At 70.4% G+C, this 21935-nt stretch carries 14 protein-coding genes; 7 read left to right on the top strand and 7 right to left on the bottom strand.

Annotated features, from left to right (window positions below):
• Positions 1 to 274: 274 nt before the first annotated feature.
• The 3 genes from ACEYYH_RS18535 to ACEYYH_RS18525 form a co-directional block, all read right to left on the bottom strand.
• Positions 275 to 1369 carry a Gfo/Idh/MocA family protein gene (locus tag ACEYYH_RS18535; protein WP_374975769.1) on the bottom strand — a complete coding sequence of 365 codons (1095 nt, stop codon included), beginning with the start codon at positions 1367 to 1369 and terminating at the stop codon, positions 275 to 277.
• Between the two features lie 106 nt (positions 1370 to 1475).
• Positions 1476 to 3263, bottom strand: coding sequence for an ABC transporter ATP-binding protein (locus tag ACEYYH_RS18530; RefSeq protein WP_374975768.1), 1788 nt, complete (start codon positions 3261 to 3263; stop codon positions 1476 to 1478).
• On the bottom strand, positions 3260 to 4270 hold the full coding sequence (locus ACEYYH_RS18525; RefSeq protein ID WP_374975767.1) for a LacI family DNA-binding transcriptional regulator: 1011 nt from the start codon (positions 4268 to 4270) through the stop codon (positions 3260 to 3262). Before ACEYYH_RS18525 ends, ACEYYH_RS18530 begins: the two co-directional genes overlap by 4 nt.
• Positions 4271 to 4593: 323 nt before the next feature.
• Here ACEYYH_RS18525 and ACEYYH_RS18520 point away from each other — a divergent pair, with 323 nt between their 5' ends.
• From ACEYYH_RS18520 to ACEYYH_RS18510, 3 genes are read left to right on the top strand one after another with little or no spacing between them, the layout of a single operon-like run.
• A complete protein-coding gene (locus ACEYYH_RS18520; protein WP_374975766.1) occupies positions 4594 to 5595 on the top strand; it encodes an ABC transporter permease in 1002 nt (333 codons plus the stop codon).
• Positions 5596 to 5605: 10 nt separating this feature from the next.
• Positions 5606 to 6562 (top strand): carbohydrate ABC transporter permease, encoded by a 957-nt coding sequence (locus tag ACEYYH_RS18515; RefSeq protein ID WP_374975765.1) that lies wholly within the window; start codon positions 5606 to 5608, stop codon positions 6560 to 6562.
• A 44-nt stretch (positions 6563 to 6606) separates the two neighbouring features.
• Complete coding sequence (locus ACEYYH_RS18510; RefSeq protein ID WP_374975764.1) at positions 6607 to 8358, top strand: ABC transporter substrate-binding protein; 1752 nt, start codon at positions 6607 to 6609, stop codon at positions 8356 to 8358.
• A 365-nt stretch (positions 8359 to 8723) separates the two neighbouring features.
• Here ACEYYH_RS18510 and ACEYYH_RS18505 read toward each other — a convergent pair whose 3' ends face one another.
• From ACEYYH_RS18505 to ACEYYH_RS18495, 3 genes are read right to left on the bottom strand one after another with little or no spacing between them, the layout of a single operon-like run.
• Complete coding sequence (locus ACEYYH_RS18505) at positions 8724 to 9329, bottom strand: YesL family protein (RefSeq protein WP_374975763.1); 606 nt, start codon at positions 9327 to 9329, stop codon at positions 8724 to 8726.
• A gap of 7 nt (positions 9330 to 9336) precedes the next feature.
• Positions 9337 to 10326 (bottom strand): LacI family DNA-binding transcriptional regulator, encoded by a 990-nt coding sequence (locus tag ACEYYH_RS18500; protein ID WP_374975762.1) that lies wholly within the window; start codon positions 10324 to 10326, stop codon positions 9337 to 9339.
• Positions 10320 to 12956, bottom strand: a complete 2637-nt coding sequence (locus tag ACEYYH_RS18495; protein ID WP_374978258.1) for a glycoside hydrolase N-terminal domain-containing protein — start codon at positions 12954 to 12956, stop codon at positions 10320 to 10322. Before ACEYYH_RS18495 ends, ACEYYH_RS18500 begins: the two co-directional genes overlap by 7 nt.
• Before the next feature lie 115 nt (positions 12957 to 13071).
• Between ACEYYH_RS18495 and ACEYYH_RS18490 the strand changes: the two genes are divergently transcribed.
• From ACEYYH_RS18490 to ACEYYH_RS18480, 3 genes are read left to right on the top strand one after another with little or no spacing between them, the layout of a single operon-like run.
• A complete protein-coding gene (locus ACEYYH_RS18490) occupies positions 13072 to 15120 on the top strand; it encodes a beta-galactosidase (protein ID WP_374975761.1) in 2049 nt (682 codons plus the stop codon).
• The gene (yicI, locus tag ACEYYH_RS18485; protein WP_374975760.1) at positions 15117 to 17498 is read left to right on the top strand and encodes an alpha-xylosidase; all 2382 of its coding nucleotides are present in this window, start codon (positions 15117 to 15119) and stop codon (positions 17496 to 17498) included. Before ACEYYH_RS18490 ends, yicI begins: the two co-directional genes overlap by 4 nt.
• Positions 17495 to 20041, top strand: a complete 2547-nt coding sequence (locus ACEYYH_RS18480; protein ID WP_374975759.1) for a glycoside hydrolase family 3 C-terminal domain-containing protein — start codon at positions 17495 to 17497, stop codon at positions 20039 to 20041. Before yicI ends, ACEYYH_RS18480 begins: the two co-directional genes overlap by 4 nt.
• An 86-nt stretch (positions 20042 to 20127) precedes the next feature.
• Here the strand turns inward: ACEYYH_RS18480 and ACEYYH_RS18475 are convergent, their stop codons facing one another.
• Positions 20128 to 21159 carry an IS110 family transposase gene (locus ACEYYH_RS18475; protein WP_374975758.1) on the bottom strand — a complete coding sequence of 344 codons (1032 nt, stop codon included), beginning with the start codon at positions 21157 to 21159 and terminating at the stop codon, positions 20128 to 20130.
• 480 nt (positions 21160 to 21639) lie between these two features.
• Here ACEYYH_RS18475 and ACEYYH_RS18470 point away from each other — a divergent pair, with 480 nt between their 5' ends.
• Complete coding sequence (locus ACEYYH_RS18470; protein ID WP_374975757.1) at positions 21640 to 21921, top strand: GlsB/YeaQ/YmgE family stress response membrane protein; 282 nt, start codon at positions 21640 to 21642, stop codon at positions 21919 to 21921.
• Positions 21922 to 21935: the final 14 nt, after the last annotated feature.

The following is a 21935-nucleotide window of genomic DNA, read 5'->3' as shown; positions in this document are numbered from 1 at the left end:
GCACCCCACTCGCTCCTCTCATGCGGAACCCCGGTTGACCTGTTGACGGGGGTGAGCGGAGGGGCGTGGGACGGATGCCGCGGATCAGCGCTCGGCGACGAGGTCACCGTCGACCACGCGCGGGCGCGCGACGTGCGCGGGCTGCGCCGGTGGCTGCGCTCGTCGACGTCGGCGAGTTCGCTGCCGTCCCACACCAGGGGTGCCGGAAGAAGTACAGCCGGGCCTCATCGCGGGTGACGACCGAGCCGTGCCACCCGATCTGGATGACCGACGGTCAGCGGGCCGGCCGCAGGTCGATGACGGCGCTCGCGAAGCTCCGGCGGTGCGTCGGGTGCGCCGCGAGGTCGGCGGGCTTCACGACCGCGCCGTCGGCGTCGGCCGACGCGTAGATCGCCGCGACCAGCTCGAGCGAACGCGCCGGTGCTTCGGCCGTGGGCGGCAGGGGCGCGCCCGAGCGGAGGGCGTCGAACACGTCGCGCAGCAGGTACGCGTGGTCGCTGCGCTCCTCGGGGCCGGTCAGTTCCCAGGTCGCGGCCTCGTCGGCGTCGACGAACGGCGCCGGGGTGATGCGCCAGTTCTCGTGACCGTGGCCGTACAGGTGGTCGACGGTGACCGTCGCCTTCTCGGTGTCGATGCGGATCGAGCTCGTCTCGCGCGGCGACAGCGTGCTCGAGACGACCTGTGCGACGACGCCGCCCTCGAACACCACCGTCGCGGTCGAGACGTCCTCGGTGCTCGTCTCGCGGTCGAGGCGCCAGAGCCGTCCCTCGACCCGCGTCCAGTCGCCGAGCAGGAACGCCAGCAGGTCGAGCTGGTGGATGGCGTGGCCGAGCGTCGTGCCTCCGCCCTCGGTCTCCCACCGGCCGCGCCACGGCACGGCGAAGTACGCGGCGTCTCGGTACCAGAGCGTCTGGCACTGGGCGACGAGCGGCCGACCGAGCGCGCCGGAGTCGAGCAGGCGCTTCACGTGAGCGGGGGCGGTGCCGGTGCGCTGCTGGAAGACGACGGCGAGCTGCCGGCCCGCGGCGGCCGCAGCATCCGTCATCTCCTGCAGCTCATCGAGCGACGGTGCCGGGGGCTTCTCGACCACGACATGCGCGCCGGCCGCGAACGCCGCGAGCGTCTGTGCGGTGTGCGCGCCCGGGGGAGTGCAGATGTGGACGACGTCAGGGTGCTCGGCGGCGAGGAGCGCATCGAGATCGTCGTACACGGCCGGCGCGCGGTACGTCTCGGCGAAGGCCTCGGCCGACGCCCGGCTGAGGTCGGTGACCGCGACCAGCTCGGCGTGCGGGTAGGCCGCGATGGCTTTCGCGTGCGCGTGGGCGATCGCTCCCGTGCCCACGATGGCGCAGCGGAGGGTGTCGGTCACGGTTGCTCCTTCGGGTGGATCGCGAACGGATGCTGCGGCCCCGCCCCACCCGCTCCTCCATGGTAGGTGCTTGAAGCGGAAAGCGCTATCCCGCTCTCTGGCTCGCCTAACGGGGGAGGCCGGCCTGCGTCGCGTGCAGGTGGGCGTAGCGGCCCTCGGCGGCGACGAGGGCATCGTGCCCGCCGACCTCGACGACCTCGCCGTGCTCGAGCACCACGATGCGGTCGGCCTGGCGGATCGTCGACAGACGGTGGGCGACGACGAGAGTCGTGCGGCCCTTCATGAGTCGGTTGAGCGCCTCTTTGACGAGCTCCTCCGACTCGGGGTCGAGGGCCGAGGTCGCCTCGTCGAGCAGCAGGATGCGGGGGTCGCGCACCAGCGCCCGCGCAATCGCGAGGCGCTGGCGCTGGCCGCCGGAGAGGCGTGCGCCGCGCTCGCCGACCACCGTGTCCCATCCGTCGGGGAGCCGGTCGACGAACTCGGCGGCGTTCGCGTCGCGCAGGGCCGCGTGCAGGCGATCGTCCGACACGTCGTCGAGGCCGTACGCGATGTTCTCGCGGATCGTCCCTTCGAAGAGCACCGACTCCTGCGGCACGACCGAGACCGACTGGCGCACGGTGCGCAGATCGAGGGCCTGCATATCGACGCCGTCGAGCAGGATGCGGCCCGAGGTCGGGCGCACGAAGCCGAGCACGAGGTTGAGCATCGTCGACTTTCCCGAGCCCGATGAGCCCACGAAGGCCACGGTCTCGCCGGGCGTGATGTCCAGCGAGATGTCGTGCACGGCATCCCGCTCCGCCTCGTCGTAGCGGTGCGACACGTGCTCCAGCTCGAGGTGTCCGCCGACGTGCGCGACGGCGCGCTTGCCCTCGTTCTGCTCGAGGTCGGGCTCCTGCAGCACCTCCGAGATCGACCGCATCGACTCCAGGCCGCGCGCGCCGACCGGGATCAGCATCAGCAGCTGCGTCAGGCCGCCGGTCAAGAGCGTGAAGTAGGTCGACAGCAGCACGACCTCGCCCGGGGTGATGGGGAGGAAACCGGTGAGCGAGAAGATCGCCGCGAGCACGAGGCATCCCACTCCCAGAAGCTGCATCGCGACCCACGAGATCGACGCCACATGGCCGTTCAGCATGTCGAGGTGCAGGCCCGCGCGGCGCACGCCGTCGGCGCCGGAGGCGACGCGGGTGACGGCCGTCCGCTCGAGGCCGTGCGCGCGCGTGACGGGGATGAGCGAGGCCATCTCCCCGACGCGCGCGGACAGGGTCTCGACCTCGCGGCGGAACACCTCGTTGCGTTCGCGCGACCGGTTGCGCAGTCCGTAGCGGATGCCGATGGCGATCGGGATCGCGAGCGCGTAGACCGGCAGGAACTGCGGCACCGCGATCGCGGTCATCGAGATGGCACCGATCATGACCATGGTGGCCGACAGCAGCGGATGGGTCACCTGCTGGAGCATGAGCTCGATGTTCTCGACGTCGCGTACGACCTTGGTCTGCACGATCGAGGAGCTCACCCGCGTGTGGTAGCCGATCGAGAGGCTCTGCAGGCGCGCCGCGAGTGCGTTGCGGAGGTCGGCGCCGGTGTCGCGCACGACCGTCATGAAGTTGCGCGTGTAGACGATGTGCATCGGGTAGTTCTGGACGAGCAGCACTGCCGCCACCGAGAACCAGATGAGCACCGTCGAGACCTCGCCGCCGGTCGCGACGATGTCGATGATCCGTGCCGTGACGACGGGCAGGAACCACAGCGGGATCTCCTTGCAGGCGAACGCGAGGACCGCCAGCGTCATGCGGCCGGGCCGGCGGGCGAGCAGCTTCAGCACCGAGCGGCCGGGGCGCGGGTTCTGCGCGATCGAGATGATGCGGATGGGTCCGGTAAACGCTTTCTGCGTCATGCCGACATGGTACTGGCGCGAACGATCAGTTCGGGCCGATAGACCACACTTCCGAGGTCGGCGCCCGCCGTGCCGCTGATCCGGGCGAGCAGCGTCTCCGCTGCGGTGCGGCCCATCTCGCGGGCCGGCTGGCGCACGGAGGTGAGCGGCACTCCGGCGATCGCGGCGAACTCGATGTCGTCGTAGCCGACGACGCCCACGTCCTCGGGAACCCGCACTCCCCGCGAGATGAGTCCGTGCACCAGTCCGATGGCGAGGTGGTCGTTGGAGGTGACGATCCCGTCCGGGCGATCGGCGGGGGAGCGGGCGGCGAGCTGTTCGGCGAACGCGACGCCGAGCTCCGACGTCGTGCGCTCGGTCCAGATCGGCTCGAGCGTCGCGCCGGGGTGGGCGGCGACGGCGAGCCGGGCGCCCTGCAGGCGTTCGCGCACCTGGCGCACCTCCGCGCGAGCGCCCACGAATGCGAGCCGCTGCCGCCCGGCGGCGAGCAGGTGCTCGGCGGCGAGCCGGCCGCCCGCGACGTCGTCGAACGACACCGAGGGCAGCTCACCGGAGTCGTCGATCGCGTCGACGAGGACGACCGGGATGCCGCGGCCTCGCAGTCGGTGCAGCCAGGGTTCGAGGGGGCCGAACGGGCTGACCAGCGCCCCCTCGACCTGCACGCGCTCGAACAGCTCGAGGTGGTCACGCTCCTTGGCGACGTCGTCGCTCGAGTTGCCGACCAGCACACGCAGCCCCGCGGCGGAGGCGGCGTCCTCGGCGCCGGCGACCATGTCGGCGAAGAAGGGGTTCGCGATGTTGATCACCGTCATGCCCAGCAGGCCGGAGCGTCCGGCCCGCAGCTGCTGCGCGGCCTGGAGCGGCACGTAGCCGAGCTGGTCGGCCGCGGAGCGCACGCGGTCGACGAGTCGCTCGCTGACCATGTGCGGGCGGTTGAGGGCGTTCGACACGGTGCTGATGGAGACGCCTGCGCGCTCGGCGACATCGCGGATGCCGACTCGCTTCATGTCGTTCGTCCTGTCCTGCTCACCCGGAGCGGGTCCGGGCGGACGCCCCCGCGCGTCCGATCCGACCATGGTAGGCGCTTTCCGAATCGTGGCAGAGTCTCACAGACTCCGCCGGATCGTTACCCCCGCGTGACGAGAAGACATTTGACGAATCGTCTGCGCCCGCCTACTCTTCAATCGAAGCGGTTCGAAATCGAAGCGGTTCGACGGACGAACCTCGGATCCCGCCCCTCGACAGAGCGGCAGCCACGTACACGAAGGAGTGACATGGAACGGCATGCTCACCCGGCCTCGGCGGATGCCACGAACCAGGGCACGCACCGATGACCACTCAGGCGCAGTCGCAGGTCGTTTTCCAGGAGGCGGCCGTCCACAACCTCGACCAGAACGTCAAGAAGCAGCGCGGTCGGCGGCTGCGTCCCGCGGGCAGCCGGACGTCGTTCACGCTGTTCCTCTGCATCGTGCCGTTCCTGGTCCTGGCGTTCCTGTTCTCGTACCTCCCGCTGTACGGCTGGATCTACTCGCTGTACGACTACAAGCCGGCGCTCGGCCTGGAGGGCAGCGAGTTCGTCGGCCTGCAGTGGTTCCAGATGCTGGTCTCCTCGCCCACGCAGATGGCGCAGATCGGCCAGGTGCTGCTGAACACGCTCGCGATCAGCTTCCTCGGGATCGCGACATCCGTCCTGCCGCTGTTCTTCGCGATCCTCCTCAACGAGATCAAGGCGCCCTGGTTCCGCAACTCGGTGCAGACGCTCACGGCCCTCCCGAACTTCATCTCGTGGGTGCTGGTCTACATGATCGCGTTCTCGCTGTTCTCGAGCTCGGGTCTCGTCAACGACGTGCTCACCGACGCCGGGCTCATCACGGCGCCGATCAAATTCCTCGACACCGACCAGAACGTCTGGATCACCATGACGCTCTGGAGCATCTGGAAGGGGCTCGGCTGGGGCGCGATCATCTACCTCGCCGCGATCGCGGGCATCGACCAGTCGCTGTACGAGTCGGCGCGCATCGACGGCGCCGGCCGGTTCCAGCTGATGCGTTACATCACGATCCCGCAGCTGATGCCGACCTATCTCGTCCTCCTGCTGCTGTCGATCGCGAACATCCTCAACAACGGCATGGAGCAGTACTACGTGTTCCAGAACGCGTTCAACAAGCAGTGGATCCAGGTGCTCGACCTGTACGTCTACAACATCGGCATGACAGGGAACAGCCTGTCGATGGCCACGGCGATCGGCATGCTCAAGAGCCTGATCTCGGTCGCCCTGCTGCTCACCGTCAACGCGGTCTCCAAGCGCGTCCGCGGCGAATCGATCGTCTGAGAGGCCGGTCATGACCACGACGATGACGAAGACGCTCACCACGACGAAGAAGGGCGACACCTCGGCGCGCTACCGCGGAACGGTCGGCGATGCGGTGTTCCGCCTCGCGAACTATGCGCTGTTCCTCCTGTTCGCCCTGATCTGCGCGTACCCCTTCTACTACCTGATCATCAACTCGGTCAGCGCCAACGACATCTCGGCGCTCGGCGACGTGCGGCTGTGGCCGGTCGGGTTCCACCTGTCGAACTACGCCCAGGTCTTCCAGCTGCCGGGCCTGCCGATGGCGACCGTCGTCAGCGTCGGCCGCACGGTCATCGGCACCGCCCTGACGGTGCTGGCCTCCGCGTTCCTCGGGTTCATGTTCACGCAGACCCGCATGTGGGGCCGCAAGTTCTGGTACCGCTTCCTCATCATCACGATGTACTTCAGCGCGGGCCTGATCCCGGTGTTCATCATCATGAAGACGCTGGGTCTCACCAACAACTTCTGGGTGTACGTGCTCCCGTTCGTGGTGCAGCCGTTCAACGTCATCCTCGCGAAGACCTACGTCGAGTCGATGCCGAAGGAGCTGCAGGAGGCGGCCGAGGTGGACGGCGCCAACATCCTGCAGGTCTTCTTCAGGGTGTACCTGCCGAACATGACGCCGATCCTCGCGACGATCGCGATCTTCAGCGCGGTGACGCAGTGGAACAGCTTCCAGGACACCCTGATCTACATCACGGACCAGAGCCTGTACACGCTGCAGTACCTGCTCTACATGTTCATCAACCAGGCATCGAGCCTCGCTCAGGCAGCGCAGAATGCCGGCGGCAACATCGGCCAGATCGCCGGGCTCGCCACCGAGCAGACGCCCACCTCGATACGCATGACCGTCTCGGTGCTCGTCGTGCTGCCGATCATCTTCATCTATCCCCTGTTCCAGCGCTTCTTCGTGAAGGGCATCATGCTGGGCGCCGTCAAGGGTTGACGGCGGCCACGGACCACCAAGAGAACCACCAAGAAAGGAAAGCAATGACGCTTCGAAAGAAGGTGTCCCTGGCTCTCGTGGCACTGCTCGCCGCGGGCTCGCTCGCCTCCTGCAGCGCGGGCGGCGGAGACGACCAGGGCGCGATCGACCAGTTCCCCGAGAAGTGGGACGAGGAGATCACGATCGATGTGTTCGATGGTCTCGCGAACTACATGGGCGTCCAGCAGGGCTGGTTCGCCAAGATCGTCGAAGACAAGTTCAACATGAAGCTGAACATCATCGCCCCGAACGTCGCGGGCGGCGGTGACACCCTCTACAACACGCGCGTCGCGGCCGGCGACCTCGGCGACCTGATCATCACCGACAAGGGCGAGAAGCTCGACGAGCTCATCGAGGGCGGCCTGGTCAAGGACTCGGCGGACTACTACGGCGCGATGGACAACCTCGCGAAGTTCGACGCCGCGGTCGAGCACCTCAACGACGGCAAGGACGGCGTCTACGGCTTCCCGTCGGCCGTCTCCTCGCTCAAGCCCACCGAGCCGTCGGAGGGCCTCAACCCGACCTTCGGCCCGTACCTGCGCTGGGACTACTACAAGGAGGCCGGCTACCCCGAGATCGGCACCCTCGAGGACCTTCTTCCGGTGCTCGCCGACATGCAGGCCGCGCACCCGACCGCCGACAACGGCCAGCCCACCTACGCCTTCTCGCTCTTCAAGGACTGGGACGGCAACATGATGGTCACGGCCAAGCAGCCCGCCTGCTTCTACGGCTACGACGAGATCGGATTCGTGCTCGCCAAGGCCGACGGCTCGGACTACCAGTCGATCCTCGACCCCGACGGCGAGTACATCCGCAATCTGAAGCTCTACTTCGACGCCAACCAGCTCGGCCTCGTCGACCCCGAGTCGACGACGCAGAACTACGACACGCTCTTCTCGAAGTTCCAGAACGGCCAGGTGCTCTTCTCGTGGTGGCCGTGGCTGGGCCAGTCCGCCTTCAACACCGAGGAGAACATGGCCGCCGGCAAGGGCTTCGAGATGGTGCCGCTGGCGGACCAGAACATCTTCTCGTACGGCGCCGAGGCGTACGGCGGCAAGCAGGTGTTCGCGATCGGGTCGAAGGCTGAGGACCCCGAGCGCATCGCCGCGTTCATCGACTGGCTCTACTCGCCCGAGGGCGCGTACGCCAACAGCAGCCAGACCGGAGCGTCCGCGGGCCCGAAGGGTCTCACGTGGGACGTCAACGACGCGGGCGAGCCCGAGCTCACCGAGTTCGGCAACGAGGTCTTCCTGCAGGGCGGTGCGACCGTTCCCGAGGAGTGGGGCGGCGGCGAGTACGCCGACGGCGTGTCCGCGCTGAACCTCAGCGCGGTGCTTCCGATCGACACCGACCCCGAGACGGGCCTGCCGTACAGCTACACGTTCTGGCCGACCTACCAGGCGTCGATCGCCAACCCGCTGACCGTGGACTGGTCGGAGAAGATGGGCGGCGCGACCTCGACCATGGAGTACCTGCAGACCAACGACCAGGTGCTCGTCGCGCCGGGCGCGAGCTACGCGGCGCCGGCCGATGACTCCGAGATCGAGACCCTGCGCAACCAGGTCAAGGAGATCATCAAGCAGTTCTCGTGGCAGATGGTCTTCGCCGAGAACGAGGCCCAGTTCGAGTCGCTGCGCGACGAGCTCATCGAGACCGCCAACGGCCTCGGCTACGAGAAGGTCCTCGACTTCGACATGACCAACGCGAAGTCGCAGAACGACGCGCGCGAAGCCGTGGCAGAGGAGTTCACAGGCTAACCCACACCGTGTGAAGCGAAGGGCTCGGGATCCAGCATCCCGAGCCCTTCGACTTTTTACGGATGCTGCGGCCCCGGCGTCGCGCACGGGCAGGAACCTCCGCTGGGGTCGATGAACTTCCGACTCACACGTTTCGATAGCGCCGGCGCGGCGAGTCAAGGTGTCGCGCTCAGCGCCGGCACGTGTGCGTCGGAAGTTCATCGGCCGTGGGCGTGGTGGTTGGACGTGTGCGTCGGAAGTTCATCGGCCGTGGGCGTCACGGTCGGACGTGTGCGTCGGAAGTTCATTGAGGCTATGGCAAGTGGTGGGCGCCAACCACGGCGCAAGACCGCGTCGCTCTGCGCGGCCCACAGGTGATTGAGCAGTCAGGCCTCGTGGCGGGCGAAGACGCTGCGGAAGAGGAACGCGGTGGCGTAGGCGCCGACGGAGAAGCCGATCGTCCCCACGAGGATCGCGACCGGCGGGAACAGGATCGTCAAGGCGACCGCCGTCACCGGGATGACCAGCACTCCCAACGTGCGTACGGGCTCCGCGGCCGGGAGGAGCATCGAATTCTTCAGCGTCTGGCGCACGGGTCCCGTGAGGTACGCGACCTGAGCCATCGCGTAGAGGAACGCGGCGAAGAGGTAGACCGCGCCGATCACCGCGACGACCCCGGCCACGCCCGCGAACAGCGCAGGGTACGAGAACCAGAACACGCTCGAGAACCCGAGCAGCACGGCGGGCACGAGCAGGCACAGCATCAGCACCGTCGCGCGGCCGAAGTTCGCGCGGAACGCCGGGAAGAAGTCCTTGAGGGGGCGTCCGCTCTCGTCGTCGGAGTAGCGGATCGTCACCTCGTACAGCGCGCTCGTCGCGGCGCCGATCGTGACGATCGGCAGGCACACGAGGATGTACAGCAGGTTGAGCCCGACGAACGTCAGGAACGTCGAGAAGCCGCCGAGGGCGCGGCTGTCGGGGTCGATCCTCATGCCGCGGTCAGGGGGTCGTGGACGCGCCGGTCAGCGCCGGCGGCAGCAGGCGCACCGCGGGCTTCGCGCCGCTCGCCAGGATCTCGCAGATCATGTCGGTCGCCGCCGCGCCGATCGCCTCGGCGGGCACCGCGATGCTGTCGGCGAGACCCGGCACCGAGCGCGCCACGTCGTCCGGGCACAGCGCCACGATGGCGGGCTCGTCCCCGCGCCGGCGGCCGCGTTGCCCGATCGTGGCCGCGACGTGGGGGAGGGCGCCCTCGTTGTGCACGAAGAAGCCCGTGATGCTCGGGTCCTCCGTCATCACGCCGTCGACCGTGGCGATGGACTCGGCCGAGCTCGGGCACGCATGCACGGTGCCTGTCACGCCGTTCGCGTCGCACGCCGCGAGGAAGCCGCGTGCGAGCCGGTCGGCGTACGACGTGTGGCGCGACATGACCTCGGGCGGCGAGCCGATGAGCGCGATGCGCTTGTGCCCGAGCGCGACGAGCCGGTCGACGGCGAGCCATCCGGCGGCCTCGAAGTCGAAGTCGACGCACGGGACGGAGCGACGCCCCTCGGGGAGCCCGATGAGCACGCTCGGATGCCCCAGGCCCGACAGGGTGTCGATGCGCGGGTCGTCGGACTCGACGTCCATGACCAGAAGCGCGTCGACCATCGAGCCCTTCGCCGCGCGCTGCAGCGCCTTGGAGTCGTCGCTCGCGAGCAGCAGGATGTCGTACCCGTGCTTGCGCGCCTGGGTGACGACGCCGGTGACGATCTGCATCACGACGTGCACGTCGACGCCGGTGCGCAGCGGCGCCTGCAGGCCGATGACGTTCGTCGAGCGGGAAGCCAGCGACCGCGCCCCCGCGTGCGGGCTGAAGCCGAGGCTGTCGATCGCCTTCTCGACGCGGTCGCGCGTCTCCTGCGAGATGGCCCGCTTGCCGCTCATGACGTACGACACCGTCGAGATCGACACGCCCGCCTTCTGCGCGACATCCGCGATCGTCACCATGAGGTCCCCCGCTCTCCTCGTTCGATCACCCGTGTGGTTCCGGGTGCGAGCTCGAAGGTCCCGAGGGAACCGTCCGGCCCGTGCACATTCATTGTCACCGCTCGCGCGCCCGCGCGAAGCCGCGCCGCCACGAGTTCTCCGCCGGACCATTCCAGGTCGACCGACACATCTCCCCGGGAACGGATGCCGCGCACCCGACCATCGGGCCATTGCGGCGGCAGCGCCGGCAGCAGTCGCAGCGTGACGGCCGCCGTCGCCTCGTCGGCGAGGTTTGGGGCGTCATTCCTCCGTTGGGGCGGAGATTCTGCGCCCCAACGGAGGTTCTGCGCCCCAAACCCGGAAGTGACCGGGCGTGAGTGCTCGTCGAACGACTGGACGAGGGCCTCGGCGATGGCCGCGGTCACGCCCAGGTTGCCGTCGATCTGGTACGGGGGGTGGGCGCTGAAGAGGTTGGGGTAGAGGCCGCCGCGGTGGGCATGGGGGCCTCCGTCGGCGGGGCGCAGCGCCATCCGCAGTTGCGCGTGCACGGCCGGCCCGTCGCCCAGGCGCGCCTGCATCGCGGCACGCCACGCGAGCGCCCAGCCGGTCGACTCGGGTCCGCGCAGGCGGATGGACTCGGATGCCGCGCGCGCGAGGCCGGGGGTCGCGTCCGGCGTGATCTGCGCGAACGGGAAGAGGCCGACGAGGTGCGAGAGATGCCGATGGAGGGGCTCCGCCTCGACGCGCTCGCGATCCCACTCGAGCAGGTCGCCGCGTGCCGACACCTGCGGGTCGGGGAGGGCATCCGTGAGCTCGCTGAGCTCGGCGACCCAGGGTTCGTCGTGGTCCAGCACCGTCGCGGCGCCGCGGCACACCGCAGCGAGCTCGCGCAGCAGCGCGATGTCCATCGTCGACGACACCGCGACGCCGCGCTCGCGGCCGTCGGCATCGAGGTAGTGGTTCTCGGGCGACGTCGACGGGCTCGTCCACGCGCGCTCGCCGTCGGTCTGGATCCACGACAGCGCGAAGGCCGCCGCCGAGCGCAGCACCGGCCACGCCTCTTCGCGCAGGAACGTCCGGTCGCCGCCGTACGAGTAGTGCTCCCAGAGGTGCAGCGCGAGCCATACGCCGCCGAGCGGCCAGGTCGCCCACGCCGGGTCGCCGTGGCCGGCGCCGACGGGCGCGGCGTACGCCCACGCATCGGAGTTGTGGTGCGCCACGAAGCCGTCGGCGCCGTAGAGCTCGCGGGCGACGACCGGGCCGGAGGTCTGAGAGAGCCGCCGCGTGAACCGCAGCAAGGGCTCGTGGCACTCCGCGAGGTTCGTGATCTCGGCCGGCCAGTACGCCATCTGCGTGTTGATGTTGAGGGTGTACGAGCTCGACCAGGGGCCGGGAAGCTCGGCGTTCCACAGTCCCTGGAGCGTGATCGGCAGTCCGCCCGGCTGGGACGACGCGATCATCAGGTACCGCCCGTAGTGGAACGCGAGCGCGGCGAGGCCGGGGTCGTCGCGCTCCTGCGCCCGGGCGACGCGGTCGACGGTGTCGAGCGCCGTCGTGTCGTCAGGCCTCGCCAGGTCGAGTGTGCAGCGCCCGTAGAGTTCGCCGTGCGCGGCCTCATGGGCGGCGAGGAGCTCGGCCGCGGTCGCGTGCACATCGACGGAGCCGCGGATGCCGCGCAGCACCGCCGCGGCGTGTCCCTCCGCGTCGCGGGCATCGGCCGGGTCGCCGGGAAGCGCAGGCGCGGTGGCGGTCGCGATCGCGAACAGGTGCGTCGTCGCGGGCGCACCGACGAGAACCCCGTCGACGACCTCGGAGGCGCCGCGGGCCTGGACGACGATCGCGCCGTGCCGGCCGGTTCGCTCGTCGTACCGGATGGGCTCGGCGGGGCTCTCGTGACCGGGCGCGACGTCGACCGGGAGCCACCACTCGGTGGCGAGGTCCCCGCCCGCCGATCGCGGCGCCGAGCGCGGGCGCAGGAGCGACCCGATCTCGAGGCGCACGCGGACGGGCTCGCTCGCCGTGACCTCGTGCATGAGCGCGCCCGTCACCAGATCCGCCCAGGTGCGGTGCCGCACGTCCACGTCGCCGACGGCGTACGCGTGCGTCGCGACGCCGGTCGTGAGGTCGAGGCGCCGCCCGTAGACCCGAGGCGTTTCGACGCGCTCGTTCCTCGCTCGCTCAACGACCGGTTCAAAGCCGGCCCCCCGCTCGTTGAGCGAGGGAGCGCCAGCGACCGCGTCGAAACGCCCCGGACCCGGCAGCGAACCAAGGCCCCCAGCATCCGTCTCCACCGCCAGGTCGATCCACCCGAGCGGCAGGTACGCCTGCGCCCACGGGGTCTGCATGCGCCGCAGCAGCGCTTCGGCGGTGTCGAGGTCGCCGGCGTCGATTGCGGCACGCACGGCGTCGAGCGTCTGCGGCCCGCGGGCGGTGACCCCCTCCAGCGGGTCGGCGCCGGCGTGGCCCGACCAGGCCGTGATGTCGTTCAACCACAGTCGCTCGCCGCCGGTGAGCCCCGCGCACATCGCACCCCGCACGCCGTTGCCGACCGGGTACGCCTCGAGCCACCGCGCGGCGGGCGTGGAGGCGCGCAGGACGTGGAGGCCTTCGGAAAGGACCTGCGGGGCCGCATCATCGCGGCGCGTGGACATCGTCACAGTCGTAGTATACCTTCTCAGTGTTGAAGCGCTTCGAAAGTTCGACGCCCTTCTCGCCGACAATCCCGCCAACGTCCGATCGAAACTCAGCGAAGAGGTTCCCCGCTTCATGGCCACCACGCCCGACCCGCGCCGCATCGACGGGTTCTCCGAGATCACCCGCGACCTCGGCATCTGCTTCGGCGGTGACTACAACCCCGAGCAGTGGCCCCGCGATCTCTGGCAGGAGGATGCCGACCTCATGGTGCGCGCCGGCGTCAACCTCGTGACGGTCGGGGTGTTCAGCTGGGCGCGCCTCGAGCCGTCGCCGGGGCAGTTCGACTTCGCCTGGCTCGACGAGGTGCTCGACCTGCTGCACGCGCACGGCATCGCCGTGGACCTCGCCACCCCGACCGCGTCGCCGCCGCCGTGGCTCGGCATCCTGCATCCCGAGACGCTGCCCGTGAACCCCGACGGCGTGCGCCTCGCGGCCGGGTCGCGCAACCAGTTCACGCCGGCCTCGCGCGTCTACCGCGAGCACGCCGTCGCGATCGCGACCGCCCTCGCCGTGCGCTACGCCGCGCACCCCGCCGTGCGCCTGTGGCACGTCGGCAACGAGTTCGGGCAGATCGACTTCGGCGACGAGGCCGCCCGCGAGTTCCGGCTCTGGCTGCGCGGGAGATACGGCACGATCGAGGCGCTCAACGACGCGTGGGGCGCGCTCGTGTGGGCCCAGCGGTATCGCGACTTCGACGAGATCGTGCCACCGCGGCGCATGCCCTATCTCGTCAACCCCGCGCAATCGCTCGACTTCCGTCGCTACACGTCGTGGGCACTGCAGCGGGTGTTCACCGAGCAGCGCGACGCGATCCGCGCGACCGGCGCCACTCAGCCGATCACGACCAACTTCATGGGCTTCGAGCCGCTCACCGACCTGTGGGAGTGGGCCGCCGACGTCGACGTCGTCGCCGACGACCAGTACCCCGACCACGCGACCGCGACGTCGTCCTCCGACACCGCGCTCGTGCAGGACCTCATGCGCTCGCTCGGCGGCGGGCGGCCGTGGGTGCTCATGGAGCAGGCAGTGAGCGCGACGTCGTGGCGCCCGCACAACCTGCCCAAGAGCCGCGACCGTGCGCGCCTCGACTCGCTGCAGGCGGTCGCCCGCGGAGCCGATGCGATCTGCTTCTTCCAGTGGCGTCAGGCGCGCACCGGTGCCGAGCGCTTCCACTCCGCGATGCTGCCCCACGCCGGCGCCGACACCGAGGTGTTCGAGAACACATGCGTGCTCGGCGCCGACCTGCGCAGATTGCGGTCCGTCGTGGGTGCGCGGGTCGAGGCATCCGTCGCCCTCCTCTTCGACTGGCCGTCGCGCTGGGCCGCCGACGAGCCGGGCCGCCCGACGCAGCGCCTCGACACGCTCGAGCAGGTGCAGCGCTGGCACCGCGCGCTCTGGCGCCGCGGCGTCGCGGTCGACCTCGTGCGTCCGGGCACCGACCTGTCGGCGTACGCCACCGTGCTCGTGCCGCACACGTACATCATCGAAACGGATGCTGCCGCCACCCTCCGCACGGCGGTCGAGCGCGGTGCGAGTCTTGTGGTCGGGCCGTTCTCGGGGGTCGCGGACGTCAACGCGGGCATCCTGACCGGCCGCTCGCCGGTGCTGCTGCGCGACGTGCTCGGTGTGAGCGGCGAGGAGTGGGTGGGTCTGCCGGACGCGCCGACCCCCGTCGCGGTCGAGCCGACCTGGACGACCGCTCCCGCCGAGGTCGAGGCATCCGTTCTCGGCGAGCGCCTTCGCGCCGAGGGTGCCGACGTGCTCGCCCGGTTCGGTGCCGGCCACCTGGAAGGCGCACCCGCGATCACCCGCCACCGCGTCGGCGACGGCACCGCGTGGTACCTCGGCGCTGTCGTCTCGGACGACGCGCTCGCCGCGGTGCTCGACGACGCCCTCGACGCTGCCGATGTCGTCGGCGTCCTGCCCGGCCGCGCGCTGCCGGAAGGCGTCGAGGCGGTCCAGCGCGGCGAAGCCCTCTTCCTCCTCAACCACGGCGAACAGGAGCGGCGGATCACACTGCCCGGCCCGCGCCGCGATCTCCTGTCGGACGCGGACGTCGAGGGGCAGCTGACGCTGGCCTCCGGCGCCGCCATGGTGCTCATCGAAAGGCACGCAGAGTGAAGTTCACCGATGGCTACTGGCTGACCAGGCCCGGCCTCGCCCCGCTGTACGCGGTCGAGGTCGACGACATCCGCGTCGACGAGGCGGCGGGCACGATGACCGTGTACGCACCGACCGCCGCGATCCGCGACCGGGGCGACACCCTCAACCGCGCGATGCTCACGATGACGTTCTCGGCGCCCGCGCCGGGCGTCGTCAAGGTGCGGGTCGAGCGTCACGCGGGCGCCGTGCACCGCGGGCCGGACTTCGAGATCTTCGGCGCGGAGGGGTTCCGGCCCACCATCACCGTCGATGACATCGAAGGCGTGCTCGACGCCGGCCCGCTGAAGGTGCGCGTCGCGCGCGCGGCGGGGCAGTGGCGCGTCGACTTCGTCGAGGCCGACGGGCGCGTGCTCACGAGCTCGCTGCCGCGGTCGATCGGCCACTTCACCGACACGACGGGCAAGAACGGCACCGCCGCGACCGCGGGCACGGCCGGGACCGCCGGCACGGCCGCCGGGGGCACGAAGCCCACGTGGGTGCACCAGCAGCTGAGCATCGAGCCGGGCGAGCGCGTCTACGGGCTCGGCGAGCGGTTCGGCGCCTTCGTCAAGAACGGCCAGACCGTCGACACGTGGAACGCCGACGGCGGCACGTCCAGCGAGCAGGCGTACAAGAACGTGCCGTTCTACCTCACCTCGCGCGGGTACGGCGTGTTCGTCGACCACCCCGAGAACGTGTCGTTCGAGATCGGCAGCGAGGTCAACTCGCGCGTGCAGTTCTCGGTCGGCGGCGAGTCGCTCGAGTACTACGTCATCGCCGGCCCCGAGCCGAAGGACGTGCTGCGCCGCTACACCGCGCTCACCGGCCGCCCGGCGCGGGTGCCCGCGTGGTCGTTCGGGCTGTGGCTCACGACATCCTTCACCGCCAGCTACGACGAAGACACCGTCAGCGCGTTCGTCGACGGCATGGCCGAGCGCGACATCCCGCTGTCGGTGTTCCACTACGACTGCTTCTGGATGCGCGAGTACCAGTGGAGCGACTTCGAGTGGGACTCGCGCGCGTTCCACGACCCGGTGGGGCAGATCGCCCGCATGCACGAGCGCGACGTGCACGTCTCGCTGTGGATCAACCCCTACATCGCGCAGCGCTCGGCGCTGTTCCGCGAGGCGGCCGACAACGGCTACCTGCTCACGCGCACCGACGGCAGCGTCTGGCAGTGGGACATGTGGCAGGCGGGCATGGGACTCGTGGACTTCACGAACCCGGATGCCGCGGACTGGTACGTCGCGAAGCTGCAGGGCCTGCTCGACCAGGGGGTCGACGCGTTCAAGACGGACTTCGGCGAGCGGATCCCGGTCGAAGGAGTCGTGTGGCACGACGGGTCCGACCCGCACCGCATGCACAACTACTACGCGAAGCTCTACAACGAGGTCGTGTTCCGCGCGCTCGAGCGGCACCACGGTGTCGGCGACGCGGTCGTCTTCGCCCGTTCGGCGACCGCGGGATCGCAGCAGTTCCCTGTGCACTGGGGCGGCGACAACGACTCGACGTTCCTGTCGATGGCCGAGTCTCTCCGCGGCGGTCTGTCGCTCGCGATGTCGGGCTTCGGGTACTGGAGCCATGACATCGGCGGCTTCGAGGGCACGCCCGACCCGGGCCTCTTCAAGCGCTGGCTCGCCTTCGGACTGCTGTCGTCGCACTCGCGGCTGCACGGCTCGTCGTCGGTGCGCGTTCCGTGGGCGTTCGACGACGAGGCGGTCGACATCGCCCGCACGTTCACGAAGCTCAAGATGCGGCTCATGCCGTACCTCGCGGGCGCGGCCGAGCAGGCGCATCGCTGCGGCACGCCGATGATGCGCCCGATGGCCCTCGAGTTCCCCGGCGACCGCTCGGGCTTCGACGCCGACACCCAGTACATGCTGGGCGACGCGCTGCTCGTGGCGCCGATCTTCACCGCCGACGGCAGCGTGGAGTACTACGTGCCCGAGGGGGAGTGGACCTCGCTCCTCGACGGCTCGGTCACAGACGGCCGCCGGTGGGTCTCCGAGACCCACGGGTACGACTCCGTGCCGTTGCGTGTGCGCCCCGGCACCGTGCTGCCGTTCGGCGCGGACGACAGCCGCCCCGACTACGACTGGTCCGACGGCGTGACCCTGCGCTGCTTCGAGTTGCCCGACGGATACGACCGTGAGACGAGGGTCCCGGGGCACGACGCCAAGGGATCCATAGACGGCGTCGGCGCCACCACGTTCCGCGTGCGCCGCGAGGGCGCCGCGATCATCGCGTCGACGGACGACGCGCACGCCCCGTGGGCGCTGCAGGTGGGCGACCGGATCGCCCGGGCCGCAGCATCCGGAGAGATCCGTATCGAGCTCGAAGAGGAGACCGCACGATGACTGACGTGGCAACGGATGCTGCGACCACGACGCTCGCCGAGGACCACGCGCCCGTGTTCCGGCAGGTCGACCAGCCGCTCGCCGCGCGCGCCCGCGATCTCCTCGACCGGCTGACGCCCGAGGAGCGCATCGCGATGCTGCACCAGGCCGCGCCCGCGGTCGAGCGGCTCGGTGTGGCGGCGTGGCACACGGGCTGCGAGGCGCTGCACGGCGCGGCGTGGCTCGGGCGTGCGACGGTGTTCCCGCAGCCGGTCGGCCTCGCCGCGACGTGGGACACCGATCTCGTCCGGAAGGTCGGCGAGGTCGCGGCGATCGAGGTGCGCGCGAAGCACGCCGAGAACCCGCTGGTAAGCCTGAACGTCTGGGCGCCGGTCGTCAACACGCTGCGTCACCCGGCATGGGGCCGCAACGAGGAGGGCTACTCCGAAGACCCGCACGTGACCGCGGTGTTCGGTACCGCGTACTCGCGCGGGCTCCGCGGCGACCACCCCCGCGTGTGGCGCACCGTGCCCGCGCTCAAGCACTTCCTCGCGTACAACAACGAGACCGACCGCTCGACGACGTCGTCCGAGATGTCGCTGCGGACGCTCCACGAGGAGGAGCTGCCCGCCTTCCGGCAGGCGGTCGAAGAGGGTGTCGCGGGCGGCATGATGCTCGCGTACAACAGGGTGAACGGCGTCCCGGCGCACACGCAGCCCGAGCTCGTCGCGGAGGCCCGGACGTGGTCCGACGAGTCGATCGCGGTGGTGTCGGATGCCGGTGCCCCGACGTTCCTCGTCACCACGCAGCGCACCCAGCCCGACCACGTGCACGCCGCGGCAGCCCTCGTGACCTCCGGCCTCGACTCGTTCACCGACAACGACGCGAACGCGGCGCCCACCATCGGCTATGTGACGCAGGCGCTCGCCGAGGGCCTGCTCACCAGGGGCGACGTCGACCAGGCCGTGCTGCGACTGCTCGAGCTGCGCATCCGGACGGGCGAGTTCGACGGCGACGCCGACCCGTACGCGGGGATCGGCGTCGACGCGATCGACGCGCCCGGCGCCCGTGAACTCGCTCGGGAGGCGGTGGTGCGCTCGGTCGTCGTGCTGCGGAACGACGCCGGAGTACTGCCGCTCTCCCGGGCGTCACGGGTCGCGGTCGTCGGCCCGCTCGCCGACCTCGTGCTCACGGACTGGTATGCCGGCACCCCGCCGTACGCGGTCGGGATCGGCGCGGGCGCCGCCGAGCGCTTCGACGTGGCCGAACTCGCGACGGGCGCCGACACGATCGCGCTCCGGGCGTCGTCCAACGGCCGGTACGTCGTGTCGAACGCCGACGGCTCGGTGGTCGAGGCGGCAGGCGACGCCGCGGCCGACGACGCCCTGTTCGACGTGACGGACTGGGGCGACGGCATCCTGACGCTCCGCTCCCGTGCGAGCGGACTGCTGCTCGCCGGCGCGAAGTGGCCGATGCGCGCCGACGCCACCCGCGTCGGCGAGTGGGTCGTGCAGGAGAGCTTCCGCACGCACGTCCACGCCGACGGTACGTGGTCGCTCCTGCACCTCGGGTCGGGGCGGTGGCTGCGGGTGTTCCGCGATTCGGGGCTGCTCGCCGCCGAGGCCGTCACGCTCGACAAGGCCGAGCGCTTCGGCGTGCGCGTGGTGCGATCGGGCGCCGCGGCCGTCGCCGAGGCGGCCGCGCGTGCCGATGCGGTCATCGTCGCGGTCGGCAACGACCCCCACCTCAACGGCCGCGAGACCGAGGACCGTCCGCACCTGCGCCTTCCCGCCGCGTGGGCCGAGGTGTGGCGCGCCGCGCGCGAGGCGAATCCGCGCGCCGTGCTCACGATCGTGTCGAGCTACCCGTACGTGCTCGAGGGCGTCGAGGCCGAGACCGTCGTCTGGTCGAGCCACGGCGGGCAGGAGCTCGGGCACGGCGTGATCGACGTCCTCTCGGGCGACCGCGAGCCGTCGGGCCGCCTCTCGCAGAGCTGGCCCGCCACCGAGGAGCAGGCCGGCGACCTGTTCGACTACGACACCCTCCGCCAGGGTGCGACCTACCGTCACCAGTCCGGCGAGCCGACGTTCGCGTTCGGGCACGGACTTACCTACACCTCGGTCGCGTACGAGTCGGTTTCACTGACGGATGCTGCGACCCCCGCGCCCGCGCCGACCCACCGGCACGCCGGCTTCGCGCCGCGGGCCGACGAGTCCGTGATGACCGCGGTGGTGCGAGTGCGCAACACCGGCGATCGCGCCGCCGAGGAGCTCGTGCAGCTGTACGCGCTGCCGGGGGCGGATCTGGCGCTGCCCGCGCCGCGCCGCATTCTGGTGGCATATCGCCGCGTGCGGCTCGCGCCCGGGGAGACCCGCGACGTCGAGCTGACCTTCTCTCCCGCGCGCCTCGCCGTGTGGGACGACGCCGTGCGCCTCCCCGGGGCGGTCGATGACTGGCTCCACGCCGGCGCGCTGCGGGTGCAGCCGGGCACGTACGTCGTGGCCGCGGGTCCGTCGGCATGGTCGCTGCCCGTCCGGGTGGAGCTGGAGGTCACGACGGCCTGACGTCGGCGCGGAGCACCGACGGCGTTTCGTCTCCGGGCGCTGCAGCTCCTTCCGCTCGTGTTTCCCGCTCGAAGCTTCTATGTTCGTCAACCGGCTTCGAGGAGGCGGTAGAGGTGTCGGGCGATGATGCGTTTGAGGCAGCGGCGGATGTCGCGGTCGGTGCGTCCTTCGGCGCGGCGTCGGGAGATGTAGGCGAGGGTTTCGGGGTGGGCGCGCCAGCGGGTGATCACGATGCGGTGCAGGGCGGCGTTCAGGCGCCGGTCGCCGCCGCGGTCCAGGCGGTGGCGGACGCGGTCGCCGCTGGAGGCGGGCTTCGGGGCGACGCCGGCGAGGCGAGCAAACGCGGCCTCGGAGTGGACCCGGCCAGGGTGTGACCAGGACGCGTAGAGTTGCGCGGCGCTGACCGGCCCGATGCCGGGCTCGGCCAGCAGCTGCGGGACGAGCTGGACCGTGAGCTGGTGCAGGGTGGTTTTGTTGCCGGCGAGGTCTGTGGTCAGCGTGCGGGCGCGGGTGGCGAGCCGGACGGCTTCGGCGCGGGCGGTGCGGACGTCGAGGGGGTCGGTGGGGCGGGTGCGCCAGGCCGCGATGGTGGTGATCTGCGCGGTGGTGAGGGAGCGGCGGGCATCGATGCCGAGATCGAACCGGCGGGTCAGCGCGGTGAGCGCGTTGAGGGTGCGGGTGCGGTCCCGGGTCATCTCGGTCCGGGCGGTGAGCAGCACCTGGATCGCGTCGCGTTCGGCACCGGCCTTGCGGTCGGTGAGCCGGTCGGCGTCCATCGGCAGCACGGTGGTGGCGGCGGTGCGGGCATCGAGGCGGTCGTCCTTGCCCGCGGGGCGGTAGCGGATGGACGGGGCTTCGACGATCCGGGCACCGGTGCCCGCGAACGCCTCGGCCAGCTGTCGGCCGTAGGAACCGGCACCATCGATGGCCACCAGCAGCGGCTGACCGCCGACGATGGTGTCCAGCCACTTCGTAGCGCGGGCGATGCCTGCCGGGGAGGTGGGGAACGCGCGTTCGTCGACGAGCCGGCCAGTGTGGTCCACGACGGCGTATTGATGCTTCTTGGAGTGGGTGTCGACACCGGTGACGAACCGGTACCTGTCTGCGACGATGGTCACTGCGATCTCCTGATCTTTGAGCGGACGGGGCGGTCGTAGCCGACGCCCGGGCTCTGATGGAGTCGTCGCGGGACAGAACTGTCATGAGCCATCACGGCCGTGCTTCTATCAAGTCACCACGACGGGCAGGACCCGGCGTCGGCGCTCACCATCGAGTGGACAGTTCGAGCGGAAGACACACGCCAGGCGTGATCAGTTGAGCGGCGAGTCACACCCGACAGCGAGCACCAAGCCGACCCTGCCAGCAGACACGGTCAGCCACTACCCACAGTGACAGTTGAGCGAGCGAGGAACGAGCGAGTCGAAACGCCCCGAACGCTGCGCAGGCCCCGGGGCCGCAGCGCGCGGACGCGTAATGTACCGTTCCCGAGGCTCGAGCGGTAGAGGCCTGGCCGGGAGAAGGGGCGGCGATAGCGTCTTCGTCATCTCATAGGAGGCGCCGCACCCCCCGCAGCGTCCAGGAGACAGAAGGAGAGAAACATGCTCTGGACCATCCTCGGCCTGATCATCATCGGCCTGATCGCCGGCCTCATCGCTCGCGCCGTCATCCCCGGCAAGCAGAGCATGGGCATCCTGCTGACGATCGTCCTCGGAATCGTGGGCTCGTTCGTCGGTGGCTTCCTCGGCTTCCTGCTGTTCGGCAGCGACCCGAACGGCGGCTTCCTGCAGCCGTCGGGCATCATCGGCTCGATCCTCGGCTCGATCGTCGTGCTGGGCCTCTACGTGCTCTTCACGCGCCGCCGCGGCGTCAACCGCGCCTGACCCGGGCGACCCCG

It is taken from the genome of Microbacterium trichothecenolyticum, assembly GCF_041938625.1.
Lineage (GTDB): Bacteria > Actinomycetota > Actinomycetes > Actinomycetales > Microbacteriaceae > Microbacterium > Microbacterium trichothecenolyticum_D.
Note: the sequence above shows the minus strand (reverse complement) of the source record. Positions and strands in the feature narration are given on the sequence as shown.

Bases quoted from the DNA above. Each gene is read 5' to 3' on its own strand.
- ACEYYH_RS18530 (WP_374975768.1), bottom strand. From the start codon at position 3,263: ATGACGCAGAAAGCGTTTACCGGACCCATCCGCATCATCTCGATCGCG.
- ACEYYH_RS18525 (WP_374975767.1), bottom strand. From the start codon at position 4,270: ATGAAGCGAGTCGGCATCCGCGATGTCGCCGAGCGCGCAGGCGTCTCC.
- ACEYYH_RS18520 (WP_374975766.1), top strand. From the start codon at position 4,594: ATGACCACTCAGGCGCAGTCGCAGGTCGTTTTCCAGGAGGCGGCCGTC.
- ACEYYH_RS18515 (WP_374975765.1), top strand. From the start codon at position 5,606: ATGACCACGACGATGACGAAGACGCTCACCACGACGAAGAAGGGCGAC.
- ACEYYH_RS18510 (WP_374975764.1), top strand. From the start codon at position 6,607: ATGACGCTTCGAAAGAAGGTGTCCCTGGCTCTCGTGGCACTGCTCGCC.
- ACEYYH_RS18505 (WP_374975763.1), bottom strand. From the start codon at position 9,329: ATGAGGATCGACCCCGACAGCCGCGCCCTCGGCGGCTTCTCGACGTTC.
- ACEYYH_RS18500 (WP_374975762.1), bottom strand. From the start codon at position 10,326: ATGGTGACGATCGCGGATGTCGCGCAGAAGGCGGGCGTGTCGATCTCG.
- ACEYYH_RS18495 (WP_374978258.1), bottom strand. From the start codon at position 12,956: ATGTCCACGCGCCGCGATGATGCGGCCCCGCAGGTCCTTTCCGAAGGC.
- ACEYYH_RS18490 (WP_374975761.1), top strand. From the start codon at position 13,072: ATGGCCACCACGCCCGACCCGCGCCGCATCGACGGGTTCTCCGAGATC.
- ACEYYH_RS18480 (WP_374975759.1), top strand. From the start codon at position 17,495: ATGACTGACGTGGCAACGGATGCTGCGACCACGACGCTCGCCGAGGAC.
- ACEYYH_RS18470 (WP_374975757.1), top strand. From the start codon at position 21,640: ATGCTCTGGACCATCCTCGGCCTGATCATCATCGGCCTGATCGCCGGC.